At 46.2% G+C, this 12,608-nt stretch carries 12 protein-coding genes and 1 pseudogene; 7 read left to right on the top strand and 6 right to left on the bottom strand.

Annotation, left to right across the window (positions count from 1 at the left end; all coding sequences use genetic code 11):
* Nucleotides 1-123: 123 nt before the first annotated feature.
* Nucleotides 124-537: a GNAT family N-acetyltransferase gene (locus Q4Q52_RS03775; protein ID WP_259214898.1), complete on the bottom strand. Its 414-nt coding sequence runs from the start codon at nucleotides 535-537 to the stop codon at nucleotides 124-126.
* A gap of 119 nt (nucleotides 538-656) precedes the next feature.
* Between Q4Q52_RS03775 and Q4Q52_RS03780 the strand changes: the two genes are divergently transcribed.
* From Q4Q52_RS03780 to Q4Q52_RS03805, 6 genes and pseudogenes are all read left to right on the top strand, one after another.
* On the top strand, nucleotides 657-1,052 hold the full coding sequence (locus Q4Q52_RS03780) for a SirB2 family protein (RefSeq protein ID WP_006080263.1): 396 nt from the start codon (nucleotides 657-659) through the stop codon (nucleotides 1,050-1,052).
* Nucleotides 1,052-1,840 carry a SirB1 family protein gene (locus tag Q4Q52_RS03785; protein ID WP_006080264.1) on the top strand — a complete coding sequence of 263 codons (789 nt, stop codon included), beginning with the start codon at nucleotides 1,052-1,054 and terminating at the stop codon, nucleotides 1,838-1,840. The genes Q4Q52_RS03780 and Q4Q52_RS03785 overlap by 1 nt, the downstream gene beginning before the upstream one ends.
* Before the next feature lie 154 nt (nucleotides 1,841-1,994).
* The gene (locus Q4Q52_RS03790; protein WP_011845831.1) at nucleotides 1,995-3,242 is read left to right on the top strand and encodes a DUF819 domain-containing protein; all 1,248 of its coding nucleotides are present in this window, start codon (nucleotides 1,995-1,997) and stop codon (nucleotides 3,240-3,242) included.
* A gap of 64 nt (nucleotides 3,243-3,306) precedes the next feature.
* Nucleotides 3,307-4,155, top strand: a complete 849-nt coding sequence (gene kdsA, locus Q4Q52_RS03795; RefSeq protein WP_071938555.1) for a 3-deoxy-8-phosphooctulonate synthase — start codon at nucleotides 3,307-3,309, stop codon at nucleotides 4,153-4,155.
* Between the two features lie 195 nt (nucleotides 4,156-4,350).
* Nucleotides 4,351-5,223, top strand: a complete 873-nt coding sequence (locus Q4Q52_RS03800; protein ID WP_311989873.1) for a DMT family transporter — start codon at nucleotides 4,351-4,353, stop codon at nucleotides 5,221-5,223.
* 173 nt (nucleotides 5,224-5,396) lie between these two features.
* Nucleotides 5,397-6,918 (top strand): annotated as a pseudogene (locus Q4Q52_RS03805) (EAL domain-containing protein).
* 85 nt (nucleotides 6,919-7,003) lie between these two features.
* Here Q4Q52_RS03805 and Q4Q52_RS03810 read toward each other — a convergent pair.
* From Q4Q52_RS03810 to Q4Q52_RS03825, 4 genes are all read right to left on the bottom strand, one after another.
* Nucleotides 7,004-8,317 carry an ammonium transporter gene (locus Q4Q52_RS03810; protein WP_311989874.1) on the bottom strand — a complete coding sequence of 438 codons (1,314 nt, stop codon included), beginning with the start codon at nucleotides 8,315-8,317 and terminating at the stop codon, nucleotides 7,004-7,006.
* A complete protein-coding gene (locus tag Q4Q52_RS03815) occupies nucleotides 8,314-8,652 on the bottom strand; it encodes a P-II family nitrogen regulator (RefSeq protein ID WP_006080270.1) in 339 nt (112 codons plus the stop codon). The genes Q4Q52_RS03810 and Q4Q52_RS03815 overlap by 4 nt, the downstream gene beginning before the upstream one ends.
* Before the next feature lie 351 nt (nucleotides 8,653-9,003).
* Entirely contained in the window at nucleotides 9,004-9,939 is a 936-nt protein-coding gene (locus tag Q4Q52_RS03820) for a 2-dehydropantoate 2-reductase (RefSeq protein WP_311989875.1), read from the bottom strand.
* A 49-nt stretch (nucleotides 9,940-9,988) separates the two neighbouring features.
* Complete coding sequence (locus Q4Q52_RS03825) at nucleotides 9,989-10,351, bottom strand: VanZ family protein (RefSeq protein ID WP_107949082.1); 363 nt, start codon at nucleotides 10,349-10,351, stop codon at nucleotides 9,989-9,991.
* 154 nt (nucleotides 10,352-10,505) lie between these two features.
* Here Q4Q52_RS03825 and Q4Q52_RS03830 point away from each other — a divergent pair, with 154 nt between their 5' ends.
* Complete coding sequence (locus Q4Q52_RS03830) at nucleotides 10,506-10,991, top strand: YajQ family cyclic di-GMP-binding protein (protein WP_006080274.1); 486 nt, start codon at nucleotides 10,506-10,508, stop codon at nucleotides 10,989-10,991.
* A gap of 121 nt (nucleotides 10,992-11,112) precedes the next feature.
* On the opposite strand, the gene Q4Q52_RS03835 is transcribed toward Q4Q52_RS03830, so the two are convergent.
* Complete coding sequence (locus tag Q4Q52_RS03835; RefSeq protein WP_311989876.1) at nucleotides 11,113-12,528, bottom strand: AmpG family muropeptide MFS transporter; 1,416 nt, start codon at nucleotides 12,526-12,528, stop codon at nucleotides 11,113-11,115.
* Between the last annotated feature and the right edge of the window lie 80 nt (nucleotides 12,529-12,608).

Below are 12,608 nucleotides of genomic sequence, written 5' to 3' on the forward strand. Positions count from 1 at the left end.
AGTGAAGATATTTATCCAGTTATACCGATTTAACGAACGCCATTGGTTATCGCCAATGGCGTTTTTGTTTTCTAAATAATCACCTTAAGCAGATGTTAAGGTGACGATCGCAAACCTTAAACATCACAACGCTTTCACCATAAAGAATTTACTGCCGGTTTCTGGGTAGGCTTGTTGTATCCATTGCACGCGATAGCCGTGGCGCTCATAAAAGGGCTTAGCTTGGAAATCTAAAGTATCGAGTAGGGCAAATTGGCAGCCGCGCGCTTTTGCTTGGCTTTCGGCTTCTAATAGCAAGCGCGTGCCGATTTTTTGGTGTCTTAGGGCGTCATCGACCCACAGATACTCGATTAACAACCAATAGCCGAAGGTTTTGCCGCTTATTCCTGCTAACAGTTTACCTTCGGCGTCTTGTAATTTGATGCCGAGATTCTTACGGCTAAGCCCTTGCCATTGGGCTTGGTTAAATTCGACAATTTTTTGTTTTACGGCATCGGCGAACTCGGTTGATTCATCGTTAATTAAGCTTAAATTCATCGTCTCTTCTCGTTTGATTTTTTATGATGTTAGCTCTGACTATCTAGGCTGATAGGCATTGGTATGCCGTCACGGATTAGGGTAAACTAGCGCCTTTGTCACTGGCCATAAGTATCGTAATGGAAACTTTTTACAGTCTATATCCTGCGGTTAAACATCTGCATTTTACCTTTATCGCGTTGAGCGTGTTGCTGCTTACCGTGCGCTTTGTCCTGCATCTGCGCCAATCGGCTTTGATGGAGAAGAAACTGCTCAAGATAGCGCCCCATGTTATCGACACTTTCTTACTGCTGTCGGGCTTAACTCTGTGTTTTATGATCCAGCAATTTCCTTTTGTCGATCCTTGGATGACCGAAAAAATCGGTGCTGTGGTTGCCTATATTGTACTAGGCGCGATTGCTATAAAGGCGAACAGAAACAAGTTGTTCAAAGTGTTTGCTTACTTAGGCGCGATAGGCTGGTTGGTTTATGCTGCTAAATTGGCTCATTTTAAACAAGCGGTATTATTGGGTTAATGGGTAACTACACTCTGCAAGATGGCATTTCATTGCCCGAGTCGGCATTGGATGTAGGTGCGCACCTTGGATTTTCTAAACTAGAAGCCGCTAAATGGGCTTGGTTTGAAATGGCGGGAGCCGTATTAAGTCATTACTTGGTTGACCAACAACAGCGTTTTAATGCGCTGTTACATTGGTTTTACGAGGATTTAGGCTTTTGTGTCCGCGATAATTACTTCAGTACTGAGGCAGCGGATTTAGGCACTTGCTTAATTAGCCGCCAAGGGAATAGCACTACGCTGGCAACTGTCTTGATGTTACTGGCGAAGCAGTTAGATCTTGAGCTTGAACCGATATTGCTACCCGGCAATACGGTGCTGCGTTGCAAGATTGCCGGTGAAGTGAGTTATCTGGACCCTTTGACGGGCAAGGAGCTCAGCCGTCACCAGTTGCATGTGTTAGTACGTGGCGAGTTAGGCAATGCGGCCGAGCTTAAGGCGAGTTACTTAAAACCTGCAACGGTAAAAAAACTGCTGACGCGTATGCTGCATGAGCTAAAAGCCGGTTGCATAGTGTCGCATCAATTTGAGGCGGCGATGGAATGTTGCAGTCTCCTGTTGCAATGGCATAGCGATGATGTGCACCTTAATCGTGAGCGAGCCTTTATCGCGCAGCAGCTGGGTTGTATTAATGTGGCGGCTGCTGATTTGCAGCATTTTGTCGATAACAGCCCCCACGATCCCGTGATCGAAATCGTGAAGATGCAGCTCAAAGAATTAAACGAGCATGCCGAGATTTACCATTAAAGCAGAGCCTTTCGGGGCTCTTCTTATTTATCAACTGTTCAATCCAATCAGCAAAAATAATAACACTGGGCAGATGGAAGTTTGACCCAGGGACTTAAAGGTTAAGTCTCTAATAAAAATAAAATAATAACTGTATTAACAGGGAGAAATTAGCATGACAAGCACGGCTTTAGTGACGAACGATGCCACGGCGTTAGGGATACTCGCGACAATTCTAGGTTTTGTATTTTATACCAGTAGCAGTAGTCATCCTTTTTGGCAGAAGTTTTATCGTTTCATTCCCGCCCTTTTATTGTGTTATTTCTTGCCCTCTTTATTGAATACCTTTGGGGTGATCGACGGTAATACCTCACAACTGTATTTTGTGGCGTCACGTTATTTACTACCAGCGTGTTTAGTCTTATTAATTTTAAGCGTTGATTTAAAAGCTATTTTAAGTTTAGGGCCGAAAGCCTTAATCATGTTTTTAACCGGCACTGTCGGTATCGTCATCGGTGGCCCGATTGCCTTGCTGTTAGTGTCGATCATCGAGCCCTCTTTAATTGGAGTTGATGGTCCTGATGCGGTATGGCGCGGCATGACGACCTTAGCCGGAAGCTGGATTGGTGGCGGCGCAAATCAAGCCGCGATGAAAGAAATCTATGCGGTAGGTGGCAATATTTTCTCTGTAATGGTGACAGTCGATGTGATTGTCGCCAATATCTGGATGGCCGTATTGTTATTTATGGCCTCAAAGGCGAAAGAGATTGATGCCAGAACGGGTGCCGATACCTCAGCAATTGAAGCGTTAAAAGACAAAGTTGAAAAGTATCACGCTGAAAATGCCCGCATTCCTAATCTGCGCGATCTTATGCTGATTGTCGCCGTTGGTTTTGGTATCACAGGTATCGCCCATATGGCCGCCGATTTCCTTGGACCATTTTTTGAAGCGAACTACCCTTGGACCGAAGATTACAGTTTAACCTCTAAGTTCTTCTGGTTAGTGGTGATAGTCACAACCATTGGTTTGGCTATGTCCTTCAGCCCTGTGCGGCATTTAGAGGCGGCGGGGGCATCGAAAGTGGCGTCAGCTTTCCTTTACATCTTAGTGGCGACGATTGGTCTGCACATGGATGTGAGTAAAGTGCTCGACACGCCTCTGTACTTTTTAGTGGGCATTATTTGGATGTTAGTGCACGCCGGCTTTATGTTATTGGTGGCTAAGTTGATTAAAGCCCCGCTGTTTTACATGGCCGTGGGTAGCCAAGCGAACGTCGGCGGCGCAGCATCTGCCCCTGTTGTTGCTGCAGCATTCCACCCCGCTTTAGCGCCTGTTGGCGTGCTGTTAGCCGTATTTGGTTATGCGTTAGGGACTTACATGGCGTGGCTCTGTGGTCAACTTTTACAGGTAGTTGCGACATAGCGGCCTTAGCCCTATATTCAGTTCATCGCTGGGAAAGGTTCCAGCATTTTAGAGAGAAGTTGCGATGAGTAATAAAATCATAAACCTAGGTTCAATCGAGATTGCTAACGATAAACCTTTCGTGTTGTTTGGTGGCATGAACGTGCTTGAGTCTCGCGATCTTGCTATGTCGATTGCTGAAACCTACGCCGAAGTGACGCAAAAACTGGGTATTCCTTATGTGTTTAAGGCGTCCTTTGATAAGGCGAATCGCTCTTCAATCAACTCTTACCGTGGCCCTGGCATGGAAGAAGGTTTGAAGATTTTTGAAGAAATTAAAAAGACCTTTAACTTACCTTTGATCACTGACGTGCATGAAGTGCACCAGTGTGCGCCTGTTGCTGAAGTGGTTGATATCATTCAGTTGCCAGCATTCTTAGCCCGCCAGACAGATTTGGTTGTCGCTATGGCAAAAACCGGCGCTATCATCAACGTGAAGAAGCCACAGTTTTTAGCGCCGCACGAAATGCGCCACATCATCACTAAGTTTAACGAAGCGGGTAATGACGAGATCATCCTATGTGAACGTGGTTCAAGCTTTGGTTATAACAACTTAGTCGTTGATATGTTGGGCATGGATGAGATGAAGCAATCTGGCTACCCAGTGATTTTCGATGCGACCCATGCGCTGCAACGCCCTGGTGGCCGTGCCGATTCAGCGGGCGGACGTCGTGCACAGGCGACCGAATTAGCGCGAAGTGGTATGGCGCTAGGTTTAGCGGGTCTATTCATTGAAGCGCATCCCGATCCTGATAACGCTAAGTGCGACGGCCCATGTGCCTTGCCTTTGCATCAGTTAGAAAATTATCTGAAGCAAATGAAAGCGATTGACGATTTGGTTAAATCCTTCGATCCAATCGATACCAGCAAGTAATCGCAAGCTAAGACTTAATGAATTAGTGACTTAATGATTTAATCCCAAAGCCTCGACTCGTTCGGGGCTTTTGTTTTTCAGCTGAAATAATCCGATGGCTATAACCCTGTAGCTATCTGAAACATTAATGTTTTATGATGAGGTTTGCCTAACCCTCGTCTTTATTGCCGACCTCATTCTTTACGGAATACCTTCATGTGGATCTTACTAACTTTGCTGGCGGCATTTATGCAGGCTTGGCGTAATGCGTTTCAAAGCCAGCTGAGTAAAGAGGTGAGTGTCGCGGGCGTGACCTTAGCGCGTTTTATTTGGGCTGGGCCCATTGCCGCCGTGTATCTGGTAGGTTTATATCTTTGGCAGGATGTCGGTATCCCCGATTTTAGCGGCCGTTTTATCGGTTTTATCTTAGGCGCCTCGGCGATGCAAATCCTCGCGACGGGTTTGATGGTGAAACTGTTTAAGCTGCAGAATTTTGCTATTGGGGCTGGGCTGGCTAAGAGTGAAGCTGTGGTTGCGGCGATATTAGGCACAGTGTTTTTTGGCACTCATTTATCACCATTAGGTTGGTCGGGTGTATTACTGGGTGGTGTGGCGATTTTTCTGTTGAGTGCCAAACAAGGTCTTCGAAGTCTGTCGCTCAATACGGTATTGATTGGTTTAGCCTGTGGAACTTCGTTTGCGCTGACATCGCTCTGGGTGCGGGAGGCGAGTTTGTGTTTGAATATCGGCTTCCCCCATAGCGCCGCTTGGGTGCTGTTATTCGTGATTAGTCTACAGACCTTAGTGTTAGTCAGTTATCTGTTACTTAAGGATAAATCCACACTGGCCGCGTTATGGCAGCGACCTAAGCTTACCTTACTCACCAGTACCGCTAGTTGTTTAGGTTCTATCGGCTGGTTTAGTGCTATGTCGCTGCAGGCCGTGCCCTATGTAAAGACCTTAGGCCAAGTTGAAGTCTTCTTTATGATCTTGATTGCCAGCTTTTGGTTGAAGGAAAAAGTGAAGATAAAAGATATGCTTGGATTAGTGCTTATCGCTATGGCCGCTATTTTAGTGATGTGGGAATAGATTAAAACTCATTGATGTCATACTGGTTTTTTATACTAGAATAAAACTCGATTTAGCCAGTTTATATCAAGCTGATATGAACTGAGATACAAACATATACATACCTTGCCGCTCAGATTTTGATACCATTTTTAACCGAGTGCTGTGCGAGTTAAGGAACTAAACAGAGAACTATGCGAAGAAAAATAGCAAAATTAAATCTGCCATTGTGGCAATGGCTGGCAGTGATATTGTTTCCCATAGGGGTTGCTGTGGTCGCAAGTTATCTCTCTGCGCAGTATTTTGTGGAAGATAAAATCAAAGGTGTGGGGGGGATTTATGTTGGTCACATAGATACGTTGATCTCTCATGCCGATGAAATCAGCCATTATGCATTGGCGTTGAAGGACAGTGAGTGCAGAGAATTACACAACTATATGTTGTTCCAGCCTTACTTTCGCTCAGCTTTAATATTTGATTCGCAACGTGTTTATTGTTCATCTAAAACAGGTGATATTGATGCTCCTTTAGGCATAGTCAGTACCACTGAAAATCTTGAAATACCTAACCAGTTTATTATTGGCGGCACGCCTTTTATGCCTGAGGTGCCTGCGATAGTGGCATCAAACTGGGAACCGATATCCAAGCACGGCGCTGCTGTGATTATTGAAGGGCAATATTTAGTAGACTCCTTTGTACAACCCAATGTGTTTCCCAGCGCAGTGATCAATGTCGCTTTATCTATAAATGGTAAAACGATTCCTGAGTCACTTGGATTTATAAAAAATGAGGTGATGAGGCTCGATTCTGATAAGCACAATTTTTCAGTGTTATTAGCAATGTCACCTGCCTTTTTCTGGCATTTCTTTTGGATATTTTTGGCCATTTCTTTGCCCGTTAGCATAGTCTTGATTACGGGTACTATCCTATTTGCGCTCTATTCAAGGGTTACTCGCCATTCCCTTGCCGATGACATTCGCAGTGGGATAGAGAGCGAAGAGTTTTTTCTTAGTTTATCAGCCAGTGATTTGTGCCGAGGACGGTAAGGCCAAGGGCGTTGAAGCATTAGTGCGTTGGCAGCATCCTCAAATGGGTTTAGTGCGACCTGACTTATTTATTCCCATTGCCGAAGAGGGCAAGTTAATTGTCCCATTGACCAACTATATTTTTGAGCGGGCATTAAAAGATTTTGCCGATATGAAGGTCGAACCGGGTTTTAGAATTGCGTTTAACGTGGCGCCAGAACACTTTACGCAGGATGATATCGAGTCGAAATTTATTCATCTGCGGGATTCTTTGGAGCGGATAGGCGTTAAGCCGTTGATTGAAATCACCGAACGGCAATTATTAACGCCGGATATTTGCCACTGTATTGAAAGCTTGCGACAGTTAGGGATTCTAGTGGCAATTGATGACTTTGGTACAGGGCAAACCACTTTATCCCTGCTGCAAACGATGCCGTTAGACTATCTGAAAATTGATAAATGCTTTATCGATACCATAGGGCAAGATTCTGTCACTTCCCATGTACTCGATACTATCATCGAGCTTTCCCACAAGATGAATTATGTCGTGGTGGCAGAGGGGGTGGAGACGCAGGAGCAGGCGGATTATTTGACTAGTCGCCAAGTGCATTTTCTCCAAGGGTATCTCTTTGCTAAGCCGATGAAGCTGGCCGATTTAAAGCTATGGTTAGTCGAGCATTTTAAACGTTAGCATCATAAAATCAGTCAGCAATAAGGGCACCTAGGTGCCCTTATTGCTGTTCAAGCGTTATAGCTTAAGTTGTAGCCTAAAGCGTTTAAAGACTATAGCCAGTTTCTTCGTGTTCCGATAAATCTAAGCCGTTAACTTCTTGTTCTGTGCTTACACGAAGGCCGCCAAGTAGCTTGCGGATTATCACAAAGAGTAACCAAGTGACGACTGCTGTATAAGTGAATGTTGCCGCGACCCCGATAATCTGCACCCCAAGTTGGTCTATCATGGTTTCGTTCACGGCCGCAAAACCGTAGCCGCTGAAGACGCCTAATTGGGTCGAGCTAAACACACCGGCCAAAAGGGTTCCGAGAATACCGCCGACCCCGTGTACGGGGAAAACGTCTAAGGAGTCATCGATCTTAAGTTTCTGTTTGATATAAACCGTTGAGTAAAAACACACGATCCCGCCGAGTAAACCAATCACTAAGGCGCCCGCTGGGCCAACATAACCAGACGCCGGAGTGATAGTGCCCAAGCCTGCTACCATGCCGGTGACTATGCCAAGGGCGCTGGGTTTGCCAAATTTAATCCACTCAATTGCTGCCCAGGTCATCGCGCCCATAGAAGCGGCGAGATGAGTTGCTATAATCGCCATGGCTGCAGTGCCATTGGCGCCGAGCGCGCTACCACCATTAAAACCGAACCAACCGACCCACAGCATGCCCGCACCTGTGACTGTCATGGTCAGGTTGTGCGGCATAATCGCCGAGTTTAAAAATCCTTTGCGCGGACCTAGCACTTTAGCCGCCACGAGCGCTGCAACCCCGGCGGTAATATGTACTACGGTTCCGCCCGCGAAATCGTACAGTCCTAGCTGTGCTAACCAGCCTCCGCCCCACACCCAGTGGGTGATCGGCGCATAAACCAATAATAACCAAGCCCCTGAAAAGATGAGCACAGCTGAGAATTTCATTCGCTCGGCAAAGCCACCGATGATTAAAGCTGGCGTTATGATGGCAAAGGTCATTTGAAATAGCATAAACAGGGGCTCAGGAATATCCCCGCTGAGACTATCTCGGCCAATGCCAGACAGTAATGCTTTATTTAAGCCACCGATAAATCCATTGCCCGCATCGAAGGCGAGCGAATAACCTATGGCAAACCATAAAACTGAGACAAGGGCGGCGATAGAGAAGCATTGCATCAATATCGAGAGTACGTTTTTACTGCGTACTAAACCGCCGTAAAATAAGGCTAATCCGGGTAAGGTCATCAACAACACCAGCGCGGATGAGCTTAAGATCCACGCAGTATTCGCGGCGCTGAACTGACCCTCATCGGCGACAGCATTGGTCGCCAACATACTGAATAATATCAATAGATATTTAAAACTAAGTCTGAAGTTCGCTAGTATCATAGGGCATCCACTCCTTCTTCCGAAGTGCGAATGCGCACGACTTGTTGGAGTTCGGTCACAAAGATTTTGCCATCGCCCACTTTGCCTGTATGGGCCGCGGCAATAATGGCCTCGATAACGGCTTCTTCTTGATCGGAGTGAATGGCGACTTCGAGCTTCATCTTAGGCAAAAAGTCCACTGCGTATTCGGCGCCACGATACAATTCTGTATGGCCCTTTTGGCGGCCAAAGCCGCGCACTTCAGTGACTGTCATGCCATGGACGTTGAGCTGAGTTAAGGCTTCACGTACATCGTCTAATTTGAACGGTTTAATGATTGCGGTGACCAGTTTCAATTTTCTCTCCAACAAACTTCAGACTCAATTTATTGGAATAAAGCAGGAATCAGGCCATATAAACAAAGCATTTATTATCATTGCGTTAACATTCAGTCGCACCGAAATAGCATCAAGAATTGATGCAAAACGGTGCAAAACAGAATCAAATCGCCCTGATTTGGTGCGTTTTATTGGTGCAAGATAAGTTCTGCTGGCAAGTATCTGTGCAGATAGTGGCGAGTGAATATAAAGCGAGGGGAGTCAGCGTTTTAATGCGCTGCATGAATGCGGAGAATTAAATCGTTATTTACAGGTTATCTTTATTAAACAGTGAATTAACTTTGGTTGTGCTAGGCTAGTTGTGCTCGCTTAAACTGCTAGCTGTTTGACTCGCACCCAAAGCTCGGCATTGACTGGCGCACTTAAACCGTGCGCTTGTGCACGCTCACAGATATAGCCGTTAATTTGGTCTATCTCGGTTCGCCTTTGATGCGCAATATCTTGGTGCATCGACGAGAAGTTCCCCGCTGTTAGGCGGATCACTTGGTAGACCCTGTCGTGCAAAAATGATTTATCAAGCGACACGCCATCATGTGCGGCAACCATGACCAACTCATCGAGAATACCCTTAATCACCTCGCTAAAATCTGGCTCAGCTAGTTTGCCATTAGGACATTGATATAGCGCCGTGAGCGGATTAATGGCGGCATTGACTGCGAGTTTTTGCCACAGGCAAGGCACAATCGCATCGACCCATTCACTGCTCGGAATGGCAGCCAGCAAAGCGTTGCGATAATGCTCCGTCAGTTCAGCGCCAGCGAAATGCCCCAGTTGAGTCAGCCCTTGTCCGGTTTGCTTAATCTGCCAAGGGGCTTGACGTAACACCCCTTGGGACGTTGTCCCTAGGCTTAGTCCTCTGCCATTGGCTTGCGGATTAATCAGCGGTGCCAGCGCTAAATGAGGTCCCATGCCATTGTGTAATAACAAAATATGGCATTGGCTAGGCAGTTGCTTGAGCAAGGGAGAGAGCGCATCGAGCACTTGATAGGCTTTAACGCAGACAATCACCAGACGGATATTGTCGAGCGCATCGGCAGTTAAGATAGGCACCGAATACGGGATAGCTTGTACCTGTTGATGGTCATCTGCAGACGCTAATGGGGTGAAACTCAGTACTTGCTGGCCAGATTCGAGGGCATTACGGCCGATAAAACCGACATTCATGCCCGCAACTGTCAATTGGCGACAGATCAGTTGCCCAACGGCACCTGCACCTAAAATGGCAATATCCACAGCATGAGTCATATTCGCAGCCTTAAGGTTTCTGTATCAGCGCCCATGTATTGCGTTCGAACTAATCTTCCCGCAACTGAGCCGCACGAAAGTATTTGCCATAGGCCCAATTACAAAAGTAGAACAGCGCTATGCCCGCAAAGTCGGCGATAACATCCGCCACAGAGGCGCTTCGATAGGGTAAACGCGATTGCACTAGCTCAATTAAAATGGCATAGCTTGCCAATGTGAGCGATAGCCAATACCACTTAGGTCTGAAAGCGAGATAGGAGAGATAGGAGAGGCAAAAAAAGCTCCCAAGATGGCCAACCTTGTCGATATTCGGAATACTTTGCGAATAGGTTGGTCTGGAAAATACCAGATAACTGATCACGACAAAGGCTACGGCTAAAGCCAGCTTAAATAGGGTATTTTTAGTTATCACAAATATGTTTGCATTAGCTTAGAGTGGCCCAATGATAGGAAAATCCACCACTAAAGTCATCCATGATTACGCTTTATTCTAGGCTTTGCCTTCAACTTAGGCCTGTGTGTGGGTAAACTAGCTGCATATTAATTTGATATGGGACATAAAAACTATGCCTTCAATGGATATTGTGTCAGAAGTGAATGAAGTTGAACTGCGCAATGCGGTTGATAATACCAAACGTGAGCTGGCGACCCGTTTCGATTTTCGCGGTAAAACGGCTGACGTGGAATATAAGGACCATGTGGTCACGTTAACCGCTGAAGATGACTTCCAATGCCAACAATTAGTGGACATTTTACGTATGCAACTGAGCAAACGTAATGTGGATCCGTCTTCGATGGAAGTCGATGAGAAAGCCATCCACAGCGGTAAAACCTTCTCCCTCAAAGTGAAGTTTAAAGAAGGTATAGAAACCTTAATTGCTAAAAAACTGGTCAAGCTAATTAAAGACAGCAAACTTAAAGTACAAGCGTCTATTCAGGGCGAAAAAGTACGAGTTACAGGTAAAAAACGTGATGATTTACAAGCTGTCATGGCGTTGGCACGCGAGTCTGAGTTAGGCCAGCCCTTCCAATTTGATAACTTTAAAGATTAATCGAGCAAAATTGCTTTAACGTGATGCAGTATCGCGTTTGCCATTTCGTCTTTAAATGTAAAAGCCCTCACACTAAAGTGTGAGGGCTTTTTTATATTGATGACATAAGTGCTATGAGACCTTAATCTGATTTTGCTGGTGCACTTTTTGACGAATCATCCATTAATGATGTGCTGGGGTGCGGCGCATACTTGTTGACTAAGATAACCAAAAACAACACAGGAAAACCAATCACACTGGCGGCGACAAAGAAGTTCACATAGCCAAATGCGTCGACATAAGCCCCTGAGAAGCCCGCGATAAACTTAGGGAACAGCAACATAATCGACGACAGTAAAGCATATTGCGTCGCACTGTAGCCGCTGCTGGTGAGACTCGATAGATAGGCGATAAAGGCCGCCGTGGCGATTCCTGCGCTAAAGTTGTCCACGGAAATGGCAAAGGTTAAAAAGGGCACGTTGTAGCCAAGCACCGCCTGCCACGCGAATAACAGATTGGTTACCGCCACCAGTAACGCGCCGAGGAAAAGGATCTTCATCGTGCCATAACGTGCTAACAAAATACCGCCAAAAGCTGCACCGACTAAGGTCATGATCAGGCCATAGATTTTACTTAAATAGGCAATTTCTTCTTTAGTGAAGCCCATATCCACATAGAAGACGTTCGCCATAATGCCCATCACAATATCTGAGATCCGGTAGCAAGAAATCAGCAATAGGATGAGGATAGCGCTGCGGCCATAGCGTTTGAAAAAATCAATAAAAGGTAAAATACTGGCCGTGTAAACCCAAGACATGCCAGCGGCGATAACGCTTGGATAAGTGGCGCTTAAGCGTTGCTTCAAGGCTAGTTCGGTTGCATCGGCGGCGCGGGTATCGACTTTGGGCTCACGGCTAAAAAGCGTGGTCAAAATCCCCACGGACATTAATCCCGCCATAATCAGGTAAGAGGTTTGCCAGGCGACTAAGTTGTATGCTGTGTTACCGGGTTCGACCCAAGCCGCTATCGTGAGTGCACCTGCTGTGGCGATAATCATGGCGCTGCGATAACCCACTTGATAGGCGGCGGCTAATGCGGCTTGCATCTTTTCTGGGGCGGATTCAATTCGAAAGGCATCAATCACAATATCTTGGGTGGCGGAAGCAAAGGCGACCATTAACGCGAACAGTGCCAAGCGTTCGAGATCCTTGAGCGGATCGCTGAACGACATACCTAAGATAGCCCCCACCAATAACAGCTGAGCGAACAACATCCAGCTGCGGCGTCGGCCTAGAAAGCGAGTTAACAGTGGTATCGAGAGTCGATCGACTAAAGGCGACCAAGCCCATTTAAACGCATAGGCCAAGGCTATCCAGCTGAAATAACCGATTGAAGTGCGATCAACACCGGCTTCACGCAACCAAAAGGATAGCGTTGAAAATACCAGCATTAATGGTAGACCGGCGGAAAACCCCAGTAATAACAGGATCAAAACCCGCTTGTGATAATAGACACTGAGCGCATCGAGTGTACGTTGAATAAAACCTGTTGCGGACATAGGTATGAGTCTAAGTGTTTAATCCGCCTAGCTTACGGGTAAGGTGCCATAGGGTTCAAGGGCTAATGGCATTCCTTTTG

Source organism: Shewanella sp. SP1S2-4, from assembly GCF_031932075.1.
Taxonomy (GTDB): domain Bacteria; phylum Pseudomonadota; class Gammaproteobacteria; order Enterobacterales; family Shewanellaceae; genus Shewanella; species Shewanella baltica.